20 protein-coding genes are annotated in these 20,760 nt (G+C 71.8%); 8 read left to right on the top strand and 12 right to left on the bottom strand.

The features are described 5' to 3' along the window. From ABT381_RS23995 to ABT381_RS24010, 4 genes are all read right to left on the bottom strand, one after another. Nucleotides 1-290, bottom strand: a 290-nt coding sequence (locus ABT381_RS23995) for an FAD-dependent oxidoreductase (protein ID WP_351597963.1), incomplete at its 3' end; no start/stop codon positions are given. Next, a complete protein-coding gene (locus tag ABT381_RS24000) occupies nucleotides 287-1,285 on the bottom strand; it encodes a UbiA family prenyltransferase (RefSeq protein ID WP_351597966.1) in 999 nt (332 codons plus the stop codon). The genes ABT381_RS24000 and ABT381_RS23995, both read right to left, overlap by 4 nt. Before the next feature lie 96 nt (nucleotides 1,286-1,381). Further along, the gene (locus tag ABT381_RS24005; RefSeq protein ID WP_351597969.1) at nucleotides 1,382-2,512 is read right to left on the bottom strand and encodes a DegT/DnrJ/EryC1/StrS family aminotransferase; all 1,131 of its coding nucleotides are present in this window, start codon (nucleotides 2,510-2,512) and stop codon (nucleotides 1,382-1,384) included. Next, nucleotides 2,509-3,612, bottom strand: coding sequence for a DegT/DnrJ/EryC1/StrS family aminotransferase (locus tag ABT381_RS24010; RefSeq protein ID WP_351597972.1), 1,104 nt, complete (start codon nucleotides 3,610-3,612; stop codon nucleotides 2,509-2,511). Before ABT381_RS24010 ends, ABT381_RS24005 begins: the two co-directional genes overlap by 4 nt. 288 nt (nucleotides 3,613-3,900) lie before the next feature. Here ABT381_RS24010 and ABT381_RS24015 point away from each other — a divergent pair, with 288 nt between their 5' ends. The 6 genes from ABT381_RS24015 to ABT381_RS24040 are packed head-to-tail and all read left to right on the top strand — an operon-like array spanning nucleotide 3,901 to nucleotide 9,687. Beyond that, complete coding sequence (locus tag ABT381_RS24015; protein ID WP_351597975.1) at nucleotides 3,901-4,935, top strand: Gfo/Idh/MocA family oxidoreductase; 1,035 nt, start codon at nucleotides 3,901-3,903, stop codon at nucleotides 4,933-4,935. Further along, nucleotides 4,925-5,842, top strand: a complete 918-nt coding sequence (locus ABT381_RS24020) for a sugar phosphate isomerase/epimerase family protein (RefSeq protein ID WP_351597978.1) — start codon at nucleotides 4,925-4,927, stop codon at nucleotides 5,840-5,842. Before ABT381_RS24015 ends, ABT381_RS24020 begins: the two co-directional genes overlap by 11 nt. Beyond that, nucleotides 5,839-7,161: a M20/M25/M40 family metallo-hydrolase gene (locus ABT381_RS24025; protein ID WP_351597981.1), complete on the top strand. Its 1,323-nt coding sequence runs from the start codon at nucleotides 5,839-5,841 to the stop codon at nucleotides 7,159-7,161. The genes ABT381_RS24020 and ABT381_RS24025 overlap by 4 nt, the downstream gene beginning before the upstream one ends. After that, complete coding sequence (locus ABT381_RS24030) at nucleotides 7,158-8,282, top strand: Ldh family oxidoreductase (protein ID WP_351597984.1); 1,125 nt, start codon at nucleotides 7,158-7,160, stop codon at nucleotides 8,280-8,282. Before ABT381_RS24025 ends, ABT381_RS24030 begins: the two co-directional genes overlap by 4 nt. Beyond that, complete coding sequence (locus ABT381_RS24035) at nucleotides 8,279-9,226, top strand: Gfo/Idh/MocA family protein (protein ID WP_351597987.1); 948 nt, start codon at nucleotides 8,279-8,281, stop codon at nucleotides 9,224-9,226. The genes ABT381_RS24030 and ABT381_RS24035 overlap by 4 nt, the downstream gene beginning before the upstream one ends. Beyond that, nucleotides 9,223-9,687, top strand: coding sequence for a DUF6917 domain-containing protein (locus ABT381_RS24040; protein ID WP_351597990.1), 465 nt, complete (start codon nucleotides 9,223-9,225; stop codon nucleotides 9,685-9,687). The genes ABT381_RS24035 and ABT381_RS24040 overlap by 4 nt, the downstream gene beginning before the upstream one ends. A 75-nt stretch (nucleotides 9,688-9,762) precedes the next feature. Here ABT381_RS24040 and ABT381_RS24045 read toward each other — a convergent pair whose 3' ends face one another. The 8 genes from ABT381_RS24045 to ABT381_RS24080 form a co-directional block, all read right to left on the bottom strand. Beyond that, on the bottom strand, nucleotides 9,763-10,296 hold the full coding sequence (locus ABT381_RS24045) for an EF-hand domain-containing protein (protein ID WP_351597993.1): 534 nt from the start codon (nucleotides 10,294-10,296) through the stop codon (nucleotides 9,763-9,765). Nucleotides 10,297-10,408: 112 nt separating this feature from the next. Further along, nucleotides 10,409-11,668, bottom strand: a complete 1,260-nt coding sequence (locus ABT381_RS24050) for a nucleotide sugar dehydrogenase (RefSeq protein WP_351597995.1) — start codon at nucleotides 11,666-11,668, stop codon at nucleotides 10,409-10,411. Nucleotides 11,669-11,713: 45 nt separating this feature from the next. Next, nucleotides 11,714-12,025 (bottom strand): hypothetical protein, encoded by a 312-nt coding sequence (locus ABT381_RS24055; protein ID WP_351597997.1) that lies wholly within the window; start codon nucleotides 12,023-12,025, stop codon nucleotides 11,714-11,716. 158 nt (nucleotides 12,026-12,183) lie between these two features. Continuing rightward, nucleotides 12,184-12,552 carry a hypothetical protein gene (locus ABT381_RS24060; RefSeq protein WP_351597999.1) on the bottom strand — a complete coding sequence of 123 codons (369 nt, stop codon included), beginning with the start codon at nucleotides 12,550-12,552 and terminating at the stop codon, nucleotides 12,184-12,186. Continuing rightward, entirely contained in the window at nucleotides 12,549-14,249 is a 1,701-nt protein-coding gene (ctaD, locus tag ABT381_RS24065; protein ID WP_351598030.1) for an aa3-type cytochrome oxidase subunit I, read from the bottom strand. The genes ABT381_RS24060 and ctaD overlap by 4 nt, the downstream gene beginning before the upstream one ends. Nucleotides 14,250-14,430: 181 nt before the next feature. Continuing rightward, nucleotides 14,431-15,144, bottom strand: a complete 714-nt coding sequence (locus ABT381_RS24070) for a GAF and ANTAR domain-containing protein (RefSeq protein ID WP_351598001.1) — start codon at nucleotides 15,142-15,144, stop codon at nucleotides 14,431-14,433. A 385-nt stretch (nucleotides 15,145-15,529) separates the two neighbouring features. After that, complete coding sequence (locus tag ABT381_RS24075; protein ID WP_351598004.1) at nucleotides 15,530-17,215, bottom strand: sensor histidine kinase; 1,686 nt, start codon at nucleotides 17,213-17,215, stop codon at nucleotides 15,530-15,532. 66 nt (nucleotides 17,216-17,281) lie between these two features. After that, complete coding sequence (locus tag ABT381_RS24080) at nucleotides 17,282-17,938, bottom strand: response regulator (RefSeq protein ID WP_351598007.1); 657 nt, start codon at nucleotides 17,936-17,938, stop codon at nucleotides 17,282-17,284. 265 nt (nucleotides 17,939-18,203) lie between these two features. On the opposite strand from ABT381_RS24080, the gene ddaH reads away from it, so the two are divergent. Then, nucleotides 18,204-19,016, top strand: coding sequence for a dimethylargininase (gene ddaH / locus ABT381_RS24085; protein ID WP_351598009.1), 813 nt, complete (start codon nucleotides 18,204-18,206; stop codon nucleotides 19,014-19,016). Nucleotides 19,017-19,383: 367 nt separating this feature from the next. Continuing rightward, nucleotides 19,384-20,712 carry a patatin-like phospholipase family protein gene (locus ABT381_RS24090; protein ID WP_351598012.1) on the top strand — a complete coding sequence of 443 codons (1,329 nt, stop codon included), beginning with the start codon at nucleotides 19,384-19,386 and terminating at the stop codon, nucleotides 20,710-20,712. The last annotated feature ends 48 nt before the right edge of the window (nucleotides 20,713-20,760 follow it).

The raw sequence follows: 20,760 nt of genomic DNA on the forward strand, positions 1-20,760 counted from the left end.
GCACGCGCGCCGCGCCACATGCCCAGCCGGCCGCCGATCCGCGGCACGTCGCCGTCCGGCACGCCCAGCCGCTCGATCAGCTCCCAGGTGGCGCGGTAGCCGTGCCGGGGCAGCTGCTCGGCGCCCTCGTCGACGGTGTAGCCGTCGTGCCGGAAGCTGCGCATCCGGCCGCCGACGTGCCGCTGCTTCTCGTACACCCGGACGCTCAGCCCGGCGCGCTGCAGCTCGTGCGCGGTGGTCAGCCCGGCGATGCCCGCGCCGATCACGGCCACGTCCAGGTCCGGGCTCATGCGGCGGCCCCCGAACCCACGAGGAGGCCCGACCCCACGAGGAGGTTCGCCGCCACCAGCAGCGCCACGCTCAGGCGGTGCACCGCGAAGCCGGTCTTCCGGGCCCGCATGATGTCACCGCGCACGAAGCCGGTGACGAACTGCTTCGTCCGCAGTGCCGTCGCGGGCAGCATCAGCAGCACGAACCACCACGGGGCGATGCCGGTGGCCGAGGCGACCGCGCCGAGCAGGAACTCCGCGGCCGACAGGCAGCCGATGAACACCGCGTTGCCGCGCTCCGACACCAGTGCCGCCACGGTCGGCCGCCCGACGGCCCGGTCGCCCTCGACGTCGTTGGTGTTGGAGTACACCCCGAACATCAGCGGGCCGAACCCGAACAGCACGCCCTGCACGAGGAGGAACCCGGAGAAATGGCCGGCGGCGAGGCCGTACGGCGCGACAACCAGCACCACGCCCAGCGCGACGAGGAACGCCTCCTGGAAGCCGTGATAGCTGATCTTCAGGCCGTAGGAGTACTGGAGGGACACCACGAACAGGGCCGCGATCAGCACCAGCGCCCACGTCGGACGGTGCGGCGCGACGGTCACGGCGGCGGCCCACAGGACCGCGCCGGCCAGCGCCGTCACCCAGGCGAAGCCCAGCGCCTCGCGTTCCGTCAGGGTGCCGGCCACCAGCGGCTTGCGCAGCTTGTTGCGCAGCGGGTTGTCCGGGCCGTAATTCTGGGTGTCGCTGCCGTCGCGGAAGCCGGTCACGTCGTCCAGCGCGACCATCGCCATGATCACGCACACCTGGCCGAGCAGGAACACCACGAGCATCGTGCCGGTGGGCCGGTCGAACCGGGCGGCGGGCAGCAGCACGGCGGCCAGCACCACCAGGATGCTGAGGTAGTAGTCGTAGACGTCGAGCTTGCCCAGCCGGACATAGCTGCGGAGCCGGTGCTCCGTCCGCCGTGCGGCGGCCCGCGGCAGCCCGGCCGGTAGGTCGTGGTGTGCCATCTGCCTTGTCCTCCTTGTGAGTTGGTCGCCTTCTGATCGGTCGCCCGCTGCACGGCCGCTTGCTGCTCAGCGGCTCGCTGCTCGGTCGCTTGTTGCTCAGTGGCCCGCGAACGCGCACACGGCGTCGGCGACGTACTCGACCTGCGCATCGGTCAGATGCGGATACACGGGCAGCGCCAGGGCGCGCCGGCTCGCCTCCTCGGCGTGTGGCCACCGGTCGCCGGGCGCCGCGTACACGGCGAACGCGGGCTGCAGCGGCAGCGGGAGCGGGTAGTAGGCGTGGGACTCGATCCCGCGCTCCCGCAGCCGCCGCTCCAGCTCCTGCCGCCGCTCCGCGAGGACCGCGTAGACGTAGTAACAGCGGCCGTCGCGGCCCGCGGGCGGCGGGACCACGCCCCGCTCCGCCAGCGGCGCGAACCGCTCGGTGTAGTACTCGGCGATGGCGGCGCGCCGCTCCAGCCGCCGCGCCAGCCCGCCGAAGCGGTGGATCTGGAACGCCGCCTGGATCTCGTCGAACCTGCTGTTCCGCCCGATGACGTGATGCAGGAACCGATGGCGGCCGTCCTGCCCGTGATTGCGCAGCATCCGCACCCGCTCCCCGAGCGCCGCGTCCCGGGTCACCACCACGCCGCCCTCGCCGGGCATCCCGAAGGACTTCACCTGCACGAACGAGAACACCCCGGCCTCGCCCCACAGCCCGGCGGGCCTGCCACCGAGCACCGCGCCCTGCGCGACCGCCGAGTCCTCGACGAGCCGGACGCCGTGGCGCCGCGCGAGGTCGGCGAACTGCGGCATGTCGGCCATCACGGAGAAGATGTGGGCCGGCATGAGCGCCTTGGTGCGCTCGGTGATCCGCTTCTCCACCTCGGCGGGGTCGGCGACCATCGTGTGCGGCCGGACATCGGCGAATACGGGCGTGGCGCCCAGGTGCACGACGGAGGAGGCGAGCGGGGCGCAGCCGAAGGCCGGTACCACCACCTCGTCGCCCGGGCCCACGCCGAGCGCGGCGAGCACCAGGTCCAGCGCCGAGGTCCCGCTGCTGCAGGCGACCACGTCGGCGGCGCCGAGCGATTCCTGTAGCAACTGCTCGAACCTGCGGGTGTGTTCCCCGAGGATGAAGCGCTGTTCCGGTGCGAGGCCGATGTCGCGGAGGAGGTCGAGCAGTACCGCGCGGTCGTCCTCGAACAGGTCCGGCGGGAAGAACGGAATACGTGGCGCTGTGGTCATTCCGGCCTCCCGCGGTAGAACGCGCTGATCGCCTCGCAGACGCGGTCGAGCTGCCGCTCGGAAAGGTCCGGATGGAAAGGCAGCGCCACCGCGCGCTCGCTCGCCGCCTCCGCATTCGGGAAGTCCCCCCGGGAATGGCCGATTTCCGCGAAGCAGGGCTGCAGATGCAGCGGGGTCGGGTAATACACCTCGGTCCCGATGCCGTGCCGGGCGAGATGGGCGACCAGTTCGTCCCGGCGCTCGACCTCGATCAGATAAACGTAGAAGACGGGCGAGGAGTCGGGGCCGCGGTCGACCACTTCGGGCAGTCGCAGGACGCCGGGAATTTCCCTGAGCCGTTCCCCGTAGGCCGCGGCCAGTTCGCCGCGGCGCGCGATGTCGGCGTCCAGCCGGGTCAGTTTGGCCAGCAGTACCGCCGCCTGGATGTCGTCCATCTTGCTGTTCACGCCGGGCAGCGTGGACCGCGTCGAGATCGTGGGGAAGTCGTCGAGGGTGCGGCCGAGCCGGCCGTGGTGCCGCAGGCCGGAGACCAGCTCCGCCGTCCCGGGATCGTCGGTGAGCACCGCGCCCGCGTCGCCGAGCGCGCCGAGCGTCTTGCTCGGAAAGAACGACAGCACGCCGCCCGCGCCGTGCAGCCCGGCGTGCACGCCGCGCTGCCGCATGCCGATCGCCTCCGCGCTGTCCTCCAGCAGCACCAGCCCGTGCCGGGCCGCCACACCGGCCAGGCCCGCCATGTCGGCCATCTGATGGAAGAGATGCGCGGGCAGCACGAAGCGGCTCGTCGGCGAGACGGCGGCGGCCAGCGCGGCGGGGTCCATGGCGTACGTGACGGGGTCGATGTCGACGAACTGCGGCCGGCCACCGGCGAGCGCCACCGACGTGGCGGTGGCCGCGAAGGAGTACGCGGGCACCAGGACGCCATCGCCGGGCCGGATGCCGCAGGCGCGCAGCAGCAGCACCAGCGCGTCCGTCCCGCTGTTCACCCCGATCACATGGCGCGCTCCCGTGTACGCGGCCAACGCGCTTTCCAGTTCCGCCACCTGACGGCCGTGCGAGAATTTCCCGTTGTCGAACACCTCGTTCACACGGTCCTCGATCAATGGCCACAGTCGCGCGAAGGTCTTGGCCTGGGAGAAGAATGGGACTGTATGACAATGCCCTTGAAAGGTCGCTACCTTCACCACCCCCTAGTACACCCCCCTGGTACACATTCGGCGGTTTCCCGCAGGGTGAGTGATCCCCCGTTCGCACCAATCGACACATACCCCCTGGCATATTCACACTTTGCGGTAAGTCCTATTCATATTTCTTGACTCCCCTTCTGGCGGCACGCAGCATTCGCTTGTCCGATGAACGGCGCGCACGCCGCGCACCTTTTTTGGAGGAAGATGCTGCAGCCCCTCGTGATCGGGCTGGGCCGGTCCGGAGCCGGACTTCATGTGAAGGCTCTCGCGCGCCTGGCCGCCTTACCCGAAGGTCCGCCGGTCACCGGCCGGTTGATCGCCTGCGACCCGCGCCCGCAGGCCGGCCACGGCCTCACCGGCGTGACGGTCACCCGCTCGCTCGCCGAGGCCGCCCGGCTCGTCGCCCCGCCGGCCACCGTCGTCCACGTCTGCACCCCGCCCCGGGCACGGGCCCCCGTCCTCGCCGAGCTCGCCCGGCTGGGCTTCCGCAGGTTCCTCGTCGAGAAGCCGCTCGCGGCCGACCGCGCTGCTCTCGACGCCATCGACCGGCTGCGCCACCGGTACGGCCTCGACCTGGTGGTCATGAGCCACTGGCTGGCCGCCGGCCTCACCCACCGGCTGCGCCGCCTGGTCGAGGAACGCCCGCACGGTGCGCTGCGCCACATCGCCTTCGCGCAGCACAAACCGCGCTTCCTCAAGTCCCTCACCGAGGACGGCCACCCGACCGCCTTCGACGTGGAGATACCGCACTCCCTCGGCGTCGTCCTCGACCTGGCGGGGCCCGCCGACCTCGTCGACGCGCACTGGAGCGACCTGGCGTGCGAAGGCGGCGTACGCCGCCGGATGGGCGGTGCCCGGCTCACGCTCCGCCACCACTCCGGCGTACGGACCGAGATCGCCTCCGACCTCGCCTCGCCCGTCCAACAACGCAGCGTCACCCTGCGGTTCGAGCGGGCCACGGTGGTCGGCCACTATCCCCTGAGCGAGCACGACGACCACGCACAGCTCGTCCTCCCCGACGACCCGCACCGCCCCCGCGTCTTCCGCGACGACGCGCTCACGGCCTTCGTCCGGCAGACGTACGAGGACTTCGCGGCGGGCCGGCGGCACGACTCGACCCTGCCCTACGACGTGGTCCGCCTGCTGTGCGCGGCGAAGGACCACTGCCGCGCCGCCGAACCCCCGACCGCGGGGGAGACCCCCGCCGCCCCGACAACGGAGGAACCGCATGTCCGGTGAACGCCCTTTCCCGCAGCACCGATTGACCGGCATCGGCGACGAGGCGGCCCGCGGCCTGGACGGGCAGCTCGACGCCGTCCGCCGGCTCGGCTGGAGCGCGCTGGAGCTGCGCACCATCGACGGTGTGCCGCTCGCCGACCTCGACGCCGGCACCTTCCGCACCGTCGCGGCCCGGCTCCGCGACGCCGGCCTCGACGTGCTCTGCCTCGCCTCCCGCATCGGCAACTGGTCCCGCCCCATCACCCACCCGTTCGCCGACGACCTCGCCGAACTGGACACGCTGGCCGACCAGTGCGCGGCCCTGGGCTGCCGGTACGTACGGATCATGTCGTACCCCGACGACGGGCTCCCCGAGGCCGAATGGGCCGCGCGGGCCGTCGACCGCGTCGCCCGCCTCGCCGCCCGCGCGGAAGCGACCGGCCTCACCCTGCTGCACGAGAACTGCGCGGGCTGGGCCGGCGACCGCGCCGACCGGATGCTGCGCCTGGTGCGCGAGGTCGACAGCCCCGCGCTGCGCCTGCTGTTCGACACGGGGAACGGCGTCCCGTACGGCTACGACGCGCTCGGCGTCCTGGAGCAGGTGCTGCCGCACGTCGCCCACGTCCACGTCAAGGACGCCGTACGGGCCCCGGACGGCACGGTGGCGTACACGCTGCCCGGCGACGGACAGGCGCGCGTCGCCGACTGTCTGCGGCTGCTCCTGGAGTCCGGCTACCCCGGCGCCTTCTCCCTCGAACCGCACCTCGCCGTCCGGCCACACGAGGGCTTGCGCACCCGTGACGACGCGGCGGCGCTCTTCGTCCGCGCGGGGCGGCGCCTCGAAGAGGTACTGGCGGGCGTGGCGCCGCACGCGACGACGGCCGCCGCCGCGGGCCCCGGCGGAACGTCGGAAGGGGCCCGCGCATGACCGGCGGCCCCCTGCTCGGCCCCGCCGACCTTGACCTGCTCCACCGGCTGCTGCGCACGCCGACGGCCGGCCCGCTGGAGACCGGCCCCGGCGGCGTACCCGCGCGGCTGTGGGAGGCACAGCACGACTACGCGCGCGCCGCCGAGGAGATCGGCATGCGGGTCGTGCACCACGCGGCGCCACCCGCCGCCTGCGCCGCCCGCCCGGACGTGCCCGCGGCCGTACGACGGGCCGCGGCCGACCCGGACTTCCTCGCGCTGCAGCCCAGCCTCGTCCTGCGGCTGGGTCCCGCGCGGCCGCCCGCCGCGACCGTGATGTGCAACGTCCACCTCGACACGGTCGCCGGGCAGCAGCCGGTCACCTTCGACGGGCGGCGCTTCACCGGACGCGGCGCGGCGGACGCCAAGGGCCCGGCGGTGGCCCTGCTGGCGGCCGTCCGGGCGGCGGCCGCGGCGGAACCGTCCCTCGGCCGCGACACCGCCGTCCTGATCCAGGCGGTCGCCGGCGAGGAGGGCGGCGCGATGGGCACGTACGGCACCCGGCCGCTGATCGAAGCCGGGTACTACGGACGCCTCAACCTCTTCTGCGAGCCGACCGGGCTGCGCTACCTCCCCCGGGCCACCGCCTCGATGACCGCGCGGATCACCGTCGACGGCGAGGGCGCGATCGACGACCGCCCGGACACCGGTCACAATGCCACGGTCCTCCTCGGCTTCCTCGCCCAGCACCTGGCCGCCGCCCTGGACGGGGCGCTGCCGGACGGCCGGGTCTGTGTCGCCGGACTGCACACCGGCGACCTGCACAACCGCGTCTACGGCCGCGGCCACCTGCTCCTCAACCTCTCGTACGCGCGCACCTCCGACGGCGCCGTACTGGAACGGGCGGTGACCGAGGCGTTCGACGCAGGACTCCGGGCCTTCGCCGAACGCTTCGGAGCTGCCCGAGAGTTCGCGCGCACGGCCGCCGACGCGGCCCGCATCACCCGCCTCCGGTGGGACAAACGCGGCCTGCCGTGCCTGGCCGACGCCGACCCGTGGGCTGAGGCCGTCCTCGCGGACGCGGGCGTGCCCCGATACCCCGCCGACGAACCGGCGTTCACCTGCGACGCCCTCTGGATGGCCGGCCGCCCCGGCACCTTCACCGCGGTCCTCGGCCCCGGCACCCTCGACGGCAACCACGCACACGCCGAAGGGGAGTTCGCGGACCTCGCCGACCTGGAGGCCTTCGCCTCGGCGGTGGCCGCGGTGCTCACGACCTTCGCCCGGCGCACGGCCCGGCGAGCAGACCGACCAGCGGACCGGCAAGGGAGTTCCGTATGACCCACCCAGCCAAGGACCAGGCACCGCAGCCGCCGGTACTGGTCGAGTACGACGCCCTGCGCACGGCCGTCACCACCCTCTTCGCCTCCTACGGCGTCCCGCACCGGCGCGCCCGTACCGCCGCCACCGCCCTGTGCTACGGAGACCTCACCGGGCTCGATTCGCACGGCGTCTTCAACCTCGGGCGCCTCTACCTCCCGCTCCTGGAGAGCGGGAGGGCCGACCCCGCCGCCGAGCCCCGGACCGTCACCGACCTCGGCGCCTGCGTGGTCCTCGACTCGCGCCGCGCACTCGGTCTGTGGGCAGCGGCCGAGGCGATGGACCTCGCCGTCGAGCGAGCCCGGCTGTACGGCATCGGCCTGGTCTCGGCCCGCCGCGCGACCCACTTCGGCTGCGCCGGATTCCACACCGCACGCGCCGCCGAACAGGGCATGATCGGCATGCTCGCGAGCAACTGCGGCGGCCAGCGCATCGCCCGCCCGCCGGACGGCACGCTCGCCATGCTCGGCACGAACCCGCTCAGCGTCGCCGCGCCCGCGCTGGACGGCCGCCCCTTCGTCCTCGACATGAGCACCACGGTCGTCCCCACGGGACGGATCCGCACGGCAGCGCGCCGCGGCGAGCCCGTACCGGAAGGCTGGCTGGCGGACCCGGCGGGCAACCCGCAGACCGACCCCGGCGCCTTCGACCGCGGCGAGGCCCATCTGCGCTGGCTCGGCGGCGACCCGGCCACCGGCGCGTACAAGGGCTTCGGCCTCGGCCTCGTCGTCGAGCTGCTCGCAGCCCTGCTGCCGGGCGCGGCCGTCGGGCCGGCCCCGGAGGCGCTGGAGGGCGACGGCCGGCCGCACGGCCGCGACGACGACATCGGCTTCTTCGCCCTCGCCGTCGCACCGGAGAAACTGCGGCCCGACGGGGACTTCCCCGGCGCCGCACGGGCCCTGTTCGGCACGCTGCTGGCCTGCCCGCCCGTGCACGAGAGCCGCCCCGTGCGCTATCCGGGCTGGTGGGAGGCGGAGCGGGCGGAGACGCGGCGCCGTGACGGCATCCCCCTCCCGGCCCACCTCCACGAAGAGCTCACCGCCCTCGGGGTGCTCTCCCGGGCGACGGGAGCGGCGCGATGAGGCCCCGCCGCATCGGCGTCATCGGGCTCGGCGCCATCTCCCGGTACTACCTCGCCGCGATCGACCGACTGCCCGGCTGGACCCTGGCGGCCGTGTGCGACCCGCGCGAGGCGGCGCTCGCCCCGCACCGCGGTCACGTCCCCTGCCACGCCGGCCACGAGGCGCTTCTGGCGGAGCCCGGCCTGGACGCCGTGGTCGTCGCCGTACCGAACCACGCGCACGCCGGGATCTGCCGGGACGCCCTGCGCGCCGGCCTCCCGGTCTGCGTCGAGAAGCCGCTCGCCCTGCACGCGGGGGAGGGGCGGGAGCTGACCGCGCTGGCCCGCGCGCACGCGACCCCGCTCTTCACGGCCTTCCACCGCCGTTACAACGACGAGGTCCGCCGGCTCCGGCGCGACGTGGCGGCCGCCCGGGCCCCCATCGCCTCGCTCACGGTCCGCTACCTCGAACGCATCGAGGAGCACATCGGCGGCGACACCTGGTACCTCGATCCCGAGCGGTGCGGCGGCGGCTGCGTGGCCGACAACGGCCCCAACGCCTTCGACCTCGTACGGCAGTTCCTCGGGGAGGTGCAGGTCAGCGAGGCGGCGATCACGCGCGACGCGCGGGGCACCGACCGGCAGGCGGTGATCGGCCTGCGCGCCGCGGACGGGCGCACGGCCACGGTCGAACTGGACTGGTCCTACCCCGGCGAGGCCAAGGACATCGAGGTGCGGCTGACGGACGGCACCGTGCGGTACGCGGACATGCTGGCCCGGCACCCGGGCTTCAAGGCGTCGCTGTGGCACGAGTACGCCGGCATCCTCGACGACTTCGCCGCGGCCCGGCCACCGGGGGACGACGGCACGGACGACGGCCTCGCCGCGCTGGAGCTGGTGGCGGCGAGCTACCGCACGGAACACGTCGTGACGACAGACGTGATGACAGACAGGGGAGACCAGTGACCGGACGCATGTGCCACGAGGCCGGCGCTTCGCACGGGGGCAGCACGTCGCACGAGGACGGTCCCAAGCGCTCCGTGCGCGGCGACCTCGTGAAGATCCTGCTGCACCGCCGGACGGACCGCGGCATGACGCTCGAACCGCACGCGAGCCGCTGCGTGCAACGCGGCGAGGTCCACGAACTGGTCACCACCGACCAGCGGGAGACCCGCCCGGGCTCCCGCATCGACCGGGTCGGCTTCCTCGGCTTCGTGGAGCTGGCCTGCGCGGGGGTGATCGACCGCGGGGACGACGTCTGGATCGACGGCCTCTGCATCGGCACCGTCGTCGGCTTCGACGCCTGCCACTTCCCCAACCACTACAACATCCTGATCCGCACCGGCCGGCTCGTCACCGGCGGCGACCTGGAGCTGTGCCCCGAACTCCCGGTCGCCTTCACGCAGATGAGGTCACCGGCCCACTGACCGCCGCTCACGGACACGGCGCGGCCGGTGGCCCCGCGGGGACCACCGGCCGCGCCTTTCGCGTCGGTGACGGGATCAGCCGAGCAGCTCGACGTCCAGCTGGCCGAAGTGGTACTTGCGTACCGCCGCGAGCAGTTCGTCGAGCGACAGCTCGCCGTCGTCGTTGGTGTCCACCTTGCGGAACGCCTCCTGGGCGGCCGAGCGGTCCACGCCGATCCCGCCGAGCCACGCCTCGAACTCGCTCGCGTTGATCTGGCCGTCGGCGTTCTTGTCGCAGAGACCGATGATGCCCTTCACCACCGGGCCGAGCGCGCGGTTGAAGTCGGCCTCGCCTCCTTCGAAGATGAGGTTCTCGGTGACGCGCAGGAACTGGTCCTGGGTGAGCGGGCCGTTCGACGGTGCCCCGGCCGCCTGCGTGAGGTGATCGAAGAGGCTGCGGAACGCTTCCCGCAGCGACCGCGCCTCCTGGGAGTCGGTGGCCTTGCCGAAGTTCTGCGCGATCTTCCCGGCCTCCTGCTCGAAATCCTGCCATTCCAGGATTCCGTTGCCGTCCGAGTCCCACTTCTCGAAACGCTTCCGCAGGCGCTCGTTCGCGACGGGAGTAGCCATGGGTGTGTCCTTTCCTCGATGTGCGGGATGTGCGGGATTTCAGCGGCGCTGGACAGAACGTCGGCGCCGCCTCGCGTGGCCTTCCTTCTCCGAAGGCCCGCAAGTCTGGAATTCAGAGGAGCGTGACCCGGGCTCCGGAGGCCCTTCCGCGGGTGTCCAGCAGGGCACAGTCCGCGCGGGTCAGCGTCGTCATGTCGTAACAGGTGTGGTCCTGCAGGAGAATTGCCAGGTCGGCACCGGCCAGGGCGTCCGGCAAGGACTCCACGCGCTCCAGGAATTCACCGTCCGCGGCGAATTCCGGTACATACGGGTCGTGATAGCGGACCGTGATGCCCCGGGCGCGCAGGCCGCTCGCCACGGGAGCCGCCGGCGATTCCCTGGCGTCGGCCACATCGGGCTTGTACGCCACGCCGAGCAGGACGACCGCCGCCTCCGCGGGCGCCTTCCCCATGTCGCCGAGGAGCCCGACGGCCCGGCCGGCGACGTGCTCCGGCATGCGCGACACCACCTCGTGGGCCGCGGACAGCATCCGGAAGGAGAAGCCCTCGGCGTCGGCCTTCGCCGCGAGATAGCGGGGATCGACCGGGATGCAGTGGCCGCCCACCCCGGCCCCGGGCCGGAACGGCGCGAACCCGAAGGGCTTCGTCGCGGCGCAGTACAGCACGTCCCACACGTCGATGCCGGCGCGGTCGCAGTACAGCGCCACCTCGTCGACGAGCGCGATGTTGACGTACCGGTAGGTGTTCTCCAGCAGCTTGGCCATCTCGGCCTCCCGCGTGCCGCGCGATACCACCAGCGTCTCCACGAACCGGCCGTAGAAGGCGACGGCGTGCTTGGCGCACAGGGGGGTGCAACCGCTCACCACCTTCGGGGTGTTGCCGATCCCGAACCGCCGGTTGCCGGGGTCGATGCGCTCGGGCGAGTACGCGAGATGGAAGTCCGTACCGGCCCGCAGTCCGCTGCCCTCCTCCAGGATCGGCCGGACGACGTCCTCCGTGGTGCCCGGGTAGCTCGTGGACTCCAGGACGACGAGCATGCCGGGGCGCAGGCCACGGGCCACGGCCTGGGACGCGGTCCGCACCGCGCCGAGGTCCGGCGCGCCGCCCGCGCCCAGTCCCGTGGGGACACAGATCACGACCGTGTCGGCCCGGCCGGTCACGGACGCGTCGTCCGTCGCGCGGAACCCGGCGGCCACCATCTCGGCGACGTCCGCGTCCGCCACCCCGCCGACGTGCGAGCGCCCCTCGTTGAGCCCGCTCACCACCGCGGCGGAGACGTCGTACCCGACGGTGCTCAGACCCGCGGCACACGCGGCCCGCGCGAGCGGCAGCCCCACGTGCCCCAGGCCGATCACGGCGAGATCGACGGTCATGGAAAATCCCCCCTCGTTCGCAACGGCTTCTTCCTCGCACCCGCGTCAGGCGGAGAAACTCCCGCTGTTCGGCGGGACGTGCGCCCCGAATCCCGGCTGCACGGTCAGCGACGGAGAGAGACAGAACGGATCGCCGTACACCTGGACGGGCTTGTCGGTGCGATTGACGAGGACATGAGCGGCGGGCGGCAGCTTTTGACAGCCCACCGGATTCTCGTACGTGGTGAGCGGCTGCAACTCGGTTTCAAAAACAGTGACTTCGCCGTCACTCGGGGCGGCAGCGGCAGGCACGACCGCGGAAACGCTCGCGATGAGCGCGACGGCTACCAGGGTGAAAACGGAGCCGACTCGGCGCATATGACTTTCCTTTCGCGGGGAACGAGCATCGCCGGAATGCTGCCCCTGCGCCCTCCCGCGTAATATTCACCCGTCAAGGTGCACCCGAACCAGCGACAATATGCCGATCCGGTGACACGAAAAGATCGTATGACCGGTCAGCCGTGCCGCCGGGCGGGCTAGCGGCCGTCGGCGGTCAGCAGGCCGAGTACGCAGCCGGCCAGGGCGCAGGCGGACAGCGCGGCCGTCACCGCCAGGCACAGCACCCGGTGGCGCAGCGCTCGGTACCGGGTGGCGTACTCCTCCTGGAGCTCCGCGCAGCGGTGCCGGATCCGTTCCAGGTAGCGGCGGGTGAGGGCGAGCCGGTCGTCCGTGTACTGGCGGATGACCTCTTCGCGCTGCGCCGTGGTGAGCCAGGGCATCCGGTCCGCGAACGCCGCGGCCTCGGTCCGGGCCCGCTCGGCCTCCGTCCAGCACAGCAGATAGCCCTCCAGCCGGCCGAGGCCGGCGTCGGCCGCGCGCTCGTCCGGGCCGTACTGCGGGTTCATTTCTCCCCCGTGCCGCCGCGCAGCGAGGTGTCCGGGTCCTCGTCCAGCATGTCCCTGCGCCCGGTGGCCTCGGCCTGGTCCAGCATGGCGACGCCGGGGTGGTGCAGGTCGAAGGCGGGGGACTCGGAGCGGACCCGGGGCAGCGTCTCGAAGTTGTGCCGCGGCGGCGGGCAGGACGTCGCCCACTCCAGGGACCGGCCGTAGCCCCAGGGATCGTCGACCGTGATCCTCGGCGCGTACCTGGCGGTCCGCCACACGTTGTACAGGAACGGCAGAGTCGAGACGCCCAGGAGGAAGGCGCCGATGGAGGAGACCGTGTTCAGGGCGGTGAAGCCGTCGGCCGAGAGGTAGTCGGCGTAGCGGCGGGGCATCCCCTCGGCGCCCAGCCAGTGCTGGACGAGGAACGTGGTGTGAAAGCCCACGAAGAGCGTCCAGAAGTGGATCTTCCCCAGCCGTTCGTCGAGCATGGTGCCGGTGAACTTGGGCCACCAGAAATGGAATCCGCCGAACATGGCGAAGACCACCGTGCCGAACACGACGTAATGGAAATGCGCGACCACGAAATAGCTGTCGCTCACGTGGAAGTCCATCGGGGGAGAGGCGAGGATGACGCCGGTCAGTCCGCCGAAGAGGAAGGTGAGGAGAAAGCCCAGGACCCACAGCATGGGCGTCTCGAACGACAGGGAGCCGCGCCACATCGTGCCGATCCAGTTGAAGAACTTCACCCCGGTGGGCACCGCGATCAGGAAGGACATGAACGAGAAGAACGGCAGCAGCACGCCGCCGGTGACGAACATGTGGTGCGCCCACACGGTGACCGAAAGACCGGTGATCGAGATGGTCGCCGCGACCAGTCCGATGTAACCGAAGATGGGTTTACGGGCGAACACCGGGATGATTTCGGTGACCACACCGAAGAACGGCAGGGCGATGATGTAGACCTCGGGATGCCCGAAGAACCAGAACAGATGCTGGTACAGCAGCGCGCCGCCGTTGCCGGGATCGTAGATATGGGCCCCGAATTTCCGGTCCGCCGCGAGCGCCAGCAGGGTCGCGGCCAGGACGGGGAAGGCCATCAGGACGAGCACGCTGGTCAGCAGCACGTTCCAGGTGAAGATCGGCATCCGGAACATCGTCATGCCGGGCATCCGCATGCAGATGATCGTGGTGATGAAATTGACGGCGCCGAGAATCGTGCCGAATCCGGAGAGCGCCAGGCCCATCACCCACATGTCCCCGCCGACCCCCGGTGTCCGGGTGGCGTCGGACAGTGGCGTATAGGCGAACCATCCAAAATCGGCCGTGCCGCCCGGCGTCACGAACGACGCCACCGCGATCAGCGAACCGAAGAGGAAAAGCCAGTAGGACAGCATGTTCAGGCGGGGGAACGCCACGTCCGGCGAGCCGATCTGCAAGGGCATGATGGCATTGGTGAAACCGGCGAAGAGCGGGGTGGCGAACATCAGCATCATGATGGTGCCGTGCATGGTGAACGCCTGGTTGAACTGCTCGTTGGAGAGGATCTGCAGGCCCGGGCGCGCCAGTTCGGCACGCATGGAAAGCGCCAGCAGCCCCCCGAACAGAAAGAAGATGAAGGCCGTCACCATGTAGAGAGAGCCGATCTTCTTGTGGTCCGTGGTGGTCAGCCACGTCACCACCACGGCGCCTCTCGTGCGACGGGGGGTTTCTCGGACCATCGGCTGATCCGGGCGCTCCGTCTGCGTCGTCACGACGCCACTCCCTTTCCGCTCCCATGGGTACACGGCTGGTATACGGCACCGGCCGAAAGCAGCCGTGCCATTGGGCCGTACGTGGGAGAGGGGAATCCGTCCCGGCCAGGGAGCCCCCGGGAACCGGTCGGGCGTCAGGCGTCGGGCGTCAGGCGTCGGGGATCAGCGCATGTTCGACGACCTCCCTCGCCACCTCCCGCAGGCGCCTGCCGCGGCGGCGGGCGTGGCCGCGCATCACCTCGAACGCCTCGTCGACGCTGACCCCCATGCGGTGCGCCAGGAAGCCCTTGGCCTGTTCGATGGCGATACGGCTCTGCAGCGCGGTGCGCAACTGGTCGTTGACCCTGCGGTAGGTGATCAGGGCTTCCTGGTGGCACAGGCTGACGGCCACGACGTGGGCCAGCGCCTGGCCCAGCCGCACGTCCGGCTCGGGCACCGGAGCGGAGCCCGTACGCAGCAACAGCAGACAGCCGTCGGCCTGCCGCCGGTGGGTCAGCGGGACCGCGCTGGCGAAGCGGTACCCGGCGGCGAGGGCCTGCTCGGTGAAGGCGGGCCAGCGCGGGGCGGTGGAGAGCAGGTCCACCGAGACGACCGGGGAGGTCGTGCGGTAGGTCTCCCGCGCGGGTCCCTCCAGCGCCGCGATGGTCAGCAGGTCGGTGAAGGCCGGGTCCGGCTCGCTCGCGGCGACCGGCTGCAGCCCCTCGCCGGGCGGCGCCCACAGCACCGCGGCGGCGGAGACGTCCAGCAGCTGCACGCACCGGGTGGCGAACCGCTGCAAGTAGCCGGTCGTGTCGAACGCCTGCCCGTAGGAGGCGTCGGCCAAGTCCACGAAGACGTCGGCCAGGAACTGCTCGCGACCCATGATCATCCTTACGGCCGTGAAGAGGGAGGAGGACGGTCGTCCGGCAGGCAGGGGGTGACGAACACGCGGTCGGCCCTGACGCCTCCTCGGGCAATGCCGCGCACCGTGCGCATCCACTCGGTAACAGCACTCTCACAGGGTCCCGCACCGGCCGCGCGCCATGACTATGACTCGGACACGTACCGTGCCGTCCGAGCCATCCGGCGCCCGGAGCCGGGCCTCCCGCTACGGTCCCTCCGGGCGGGCCCGCCCCGTACCGGGCCAGCCGGAATGCCAAGGGGACATGCCACGAGGTCCGCCGCGTCCGTCGTGCCCGACGTACGAACACGCAGGCAAAGATGGCTCGGACAGTCCCGGCCCTCTTGAACCGTCGGAAGTTCCCCGTTCACTCCTTCCCGCCCACCACGGACTTGTCGGCCAGCCGCCCGCTCTCGTAGCAGAGCCGGTAGGCGTCGGAGGCGAACACGCCCGTGTTGTAGTACGCGCAGCGCCGGCCGCGCGGCGCGGGCGGTGCGTCGTCCGGCGGCCCGTCGCTCGTGAAGGCCGGCAGCCGGTCCTCCACGGCCCGCTCGTCCTGGCCCACCCGCAGCCGGTCGTACGCGGCGCGGTCCAGCACCGAGAAGGACGAGCTGACCAGGCTGACCGGGATCATCAGGAGCAGGATGCCGGCGAGGGCCGCCAGTGGCGCCACGACGGTCTGCGTCAGCCGCCGCCGCACCTGAAGGCGGGCCCGCTCCAGCTCGCGGGCGGACGTACTGCGGGGTGCTCCGGAGCCGGGGCCGGCGGCGGGGTTGGGGTCGGGTCCGGAGTCGGGTCCGGCGGCGCGCGCGTCCGCGACCGTCCCCGCGCCCGCACCCGTCGGCAGTTCGGCCGCGACCTCGAAGCCGCCCTCCGGGGTCGGCCCCGTCCGGAGCGTGCCGCCCGCCAGCCGGACCCGTTCGTCCAGGCCCACCAGCCCGGCGCCGCCCGAGGCCACGCCGGGCGGCGGCGCATCCGCGGCGGCGGGCTCATTGACCACCGCGACGGACAACGTGCCGTCCGCGCGGTCGATTCGTACCCGCACCGCGCCGCCCGGCGCGTGCTTCGCCGCGTTCGTCAGGGACTCCTGGACCACGCGGTGCACGGCGAGGCCGACCATCGGCGACAGCCCGTCCACTGCACCTGTGCGGGCCACGCGGTCCGCTGCGTCCGCGCGGGCCACGCCAGCCACTTCCCCCGTGCGGGCCACGCCGTCCGCTGCCTCCGTGCGCGCCAGGTGGATGTCGACGCCGGACTTCCGTGCCCGTTCGACCAGCGCTTCCACGGTCTCCTCCGACGGGACCACCGGCGCCTGTTCGTCGTCCGCGCGCAGTACGCCGATGATCTCCCGCAGCCGTTCGGTGGCGGCGCCCGCCGCTGCCCGGAGCTCGCCGACGGCCGCCTGGTGGCGGGCGTCCAGCGACGGGTCGACCTCCAGGGCGCCCGCGCGCACCGCGAGCAGCGTCAGCTCGTGCCCGAGCGAGTCGTGCATGTCGCCCGCGATCCGGGCCCGTTCGCGTATTCGCGCGCGGTCGGCGACGGCCTGCTGCTCGCGCTCCATCCGGTCGGCCAGCCGCCAGCCGCTGCCGACCAGCTCGGCGTACTGGCGCCGGAGGCGGCCCAGCAGCCAGGGCAGCACCGCACACGGCAGCAGCACCAGCAGCATCTGGGGCCAGCCCCACAGATCGTGGCCGATGATCGCGCAGAGCGGCAGCCCGGCCACCGCGACCGCCGCGAAGAACCACAGGGCCGGGCGGATCTCCGCCATGCGGCGCCCGGCCAGGTAGGCGAAGGTCGCGAGCGCCGGCCAGTACAGCGGACTCAGCAGCTCCACGCTCTGCGCGAGACCCAGCGCGACCGGTACCCCGAGCGCTGCCAACGGCCGGCGGCGGCAGAGCAGTACGGCCACGGCGAGCAGCGGTACGGACGCGAACGCGACGAACAGCGGCCGCCCGGGCGGGAACTCGAAGAGGGCCACGGCCGGCGGTGCGGTCACTGCGGACCACAGCACCAGGTCGTAGGGGCGCGGGAGCCAACCGGTCATGCTGCTCATGCCGTCCAGGATCGCCGATGCCCCGCCTCCCGCGCCCCTGACGAAAGTCATCAAAAACGCGGGATATCAGTCCTCTTGGACGACCCCGGCCTCGTACGCGAGGATTGCCGCCTGCACCCGGTTCCTGACGTCCAGGTGGGCGAGGATCTGGCTGACGTACGCCTTCACGGTCCCCTCGACCACGTGCAGCCGGCGGGCGATCTCGGCGTTGGACAGACCGGCGCCGACCAGGGCGAGCACATCCCGTTCGCGGCCGGTCAGGCCCTCGATGCGCGCCCGGGCGCCGGCCTGCTTGCCGAGCTGCCCGGAGTCCAGCCGGTTGATCACCCGGCTGGCGATGGCGGGGGAGAGGTAGGCGCCGCCCTCGGCGACCGCCTGCACGCCGGCGATCAGCTCGCGCGGATCGCCGGACTTCAGCAGGAACCCGGCGGCGCCGGAGCCGAGCGCGCTCGCGATGTACTCGTCCTCGGAGAACGTCGTGAGCATCACCACCGCGCTCCCGGGCGCGACCCGGCGCAGTTCGGCGGCGGCCTGCAGGCCGTCCAGGCGCGGCATCCGGATGTCGAGCAGACACAGGTCCGGGCGGTGCTTGAGGGTGAGCGCCACGGCCTCGTGCCCGTCGGACGCCTCGGCGACGACCTCGATGTCCTCGGCCGTACCGAGGATGGCCCGGATCCCGGCCCGGATCATCGCCTCGTCGTCCGCCAGCAGCACTCGGATCATCGTCTCCCCCGTTTCCGTACGTGCACAGAGCGGGCCCACGCTACCGCCTGCGTAACCCCTCGGACGCTGACGAAAGTGCCGTACCACCGCTGACGAAGGACCCCTGACCGGCCCCTTCCCCGCTCCCTAAGGTCTGAGCACTACCGCGCCGCCGCGACGTCTGAGCTTCGCGCGCGCTTCACCCGGCGCACACCCCGCGCGCCGACACTTCGACCGCCCCCCGAATAACCGTCCCCCGAACAACCCGAATAAAGGGAAAGACGCCATGTCCCGTACCGCCGTGCCGCGCCGCCTTCTGATGTGCGCGCCCCGCCACTTCGACGTCACGTACTCCATCAACCCCTGGATGGAGCCCGAGAAGCCGGTCGACGGCGGGCTCGCCCTCGCCCAGTGGGAGCAACTGCGCGCCCTGTACCGGGAGCTGGGCCACACCGTGGAGGTCATCGAGCCGGCCGACGGGCTGCCCGACATGGTCTTCGCGGCCAACGGCGCCACGGTCGTGGACGGCAGGGTGCTGGGCGCCCGCTTCCGGCACGAGAAGCGCACCGCCGAGGGGCCGCTGTACCTCTCCTGGCTGCGCGCCCACGGCTTCACCGAGACGTACTGGCCCGAGCACGTCAACGAGGGGGAGGGGGATTACCTGCTGGTCGGCCGCCGACTCCTGGCCGGTACCGGCTTCCGCACCGACCCCCGCTCGCACGCCGAGGCGCAGGAGTTCTTCGGCGTGCCGGTCACCGGCCTGACCCTGGTCGACCCGCGCTTCTACCACCTGGACACCGCGCTCGCCGTGCTCTCCGAGGACGAGGTCATGTACTACCCGGAGGCGTTCACGCCGGGCAGCCGGGCGGTACTGCGCGAGCTGTTCCCCGACGCGCTCCTCGCGACGGCCGAGGACGCGGCGGTGTTCGGCCTCAACGCGTTCTCCGACGGCCGCCACGTGCTGCTGCCGGAATCCGCGACGGGGCTCGTCGCGGGGCTGCGCGAGCGAGGGTTCGAGCCGATCGGCGTGGACCTCACCGAACTCCTCAAGGCCGGCGGCAGCGTCAAGTGCTGCACCCTGGAGCTGCGCGAGGGGTGACACCCGGACCGGCGAGCCGCCGGGCCGCCGAGCGGCAGCGGTAGGCACGGGCCCAGCAATGGCCGGTTCGGCCATTGCGACGTGCCGCCAAGAGGACTGCTATTGCACCAGCACCTGTCGCACGAGGTGGGAGGCGGGGAGACCGGGGAGTCCCTCGAACCACAACGGCAACTGCTCTCCGAATGTGCCGAGTCCCAGCACGTCCGGTCAACAAGGCACCTCGCAACACAGCACCGCTCAACACAGCACCGCTCAACCCAGTGCATGCCTGGAACCGGGTGGACGAGCCGAACTGGCAATCGAACCCCGGCCTCGTAGAGCCGTCCCATGAACCATCGCACGCGCCGGCCGACAACAGGGAGAGATCATGCCCGAGACGGAACCCAAGACGTCGCAGCGAGAGACGGGATCCAGGACGGTCAGCGAGGGAGCTCGCCGTGCTGCCGAGTCCAAGCGCGCCTCGCCGTCTGAATCGCGTGCGCAAACAAGTGACGGCAACATCGGTGTCGTGATGGCCGGGGCCGGCGCCCGCGGGGCATACGAGGCCGGGATGCTGGCGACGCTCCTGCCGAAGCTTGACGAGCGTCGCCAGCGGCCGGGGGTGTTCGTCGGCACCAGCGCAGGGGCCCTCAACGCGGCGCTCTTCGCCTCGCTCGCCCACCTGCCCGCGCAACAGGCCGCCGATGAGGCACTGAAGGTGTGGCGGGGGATAACGAAAAACCAGGTCTTCGAGCCGTTCCTGCCCAGGGCCGTGCCGGTGGTCCTCAGGCAGTACCTCGCCGGGCTGCTGAACCCGTCCCGCGCCTCGCTGTCCGCTCTGCTCGATACCGCTCCGCTGCGGAAGACCCTGCAGAAGAAGCTGGATTGGCGTCAGCTGCACGACAACCTGCAGAACGGGACGGTACAGGCCGTGGCGGTGGCCACCACGGCGTGCTACAGCGGCCGCACCGAAATCTTCGTGGAGGGGCCGCGAGCCGACCGGCTGCCGCCGAGCGACGCCGACCGGGCGGTGGACTACACCCGGGCCGTCCTCACCGAGGAGCATGTGCTGGCATCCGCCGCGATCCCCGTGGCGTTCCCGCCGGTTCGCATCGGGTTGGCCGGTGGCTGGTACATGGATGGCGGTGTGCGGCTCAACGCACCCATCAAGCCGGCGATCGAGCTCGGCGTGAGCCGAGTCGCGGTCATCGCGACCGCGCCCGTGCGATACCTTCCCCAGCCCCGCGGGATAGGGGAGACCGAGCCGTCCATCCTGGACGATTCTGCCCAGATCCTGAACGGGCTGATGGCCGATCGCATGATCGAAGACGTCCGCACCCTCGGCAAGATGGACGAATTGATCAAGTCCAGCAAACCGGTGAAGAGCCCGCGCGGGCGCGACTACGAGGTCATCGACTACCTCTTCGGAGGGCCGGCCCCCGGTCAGTACGGACAGCTCGGTGAACGTGCCGCATACGTCCTGGATACCTATTTCCGCGGGATCCGCCGTCTGCAGAATCTGGACCTGAGTTTCCTCGCCACCCTGCTCGGCCCTGGACACAGTCGTGGCGAGCTGCTCAGCTACGTGCTTTTTGAACCGGAATTCATCAACGAGGCAATCAAGTTGGGCCAGCAAGACGCACAACTGATCCTCAGCAACGCGGAGGAGCGCGAGGGCGAACTCCTGTGGCGCAACGACGCCGTCAGCGCCGCCTAGGTCGTGTCCGCAACGTCCCGCCGTCCGCCCGCCCGGATGGCGGGACGG

This window comes from Streptomyces sp. NPDC000151, from assembly GCF_040301705.1.
GTDB lineage: Bacteria > Actinomycetota > Actinomycetes > Streptomycetales > Streptomycetaceae > Streptomyces.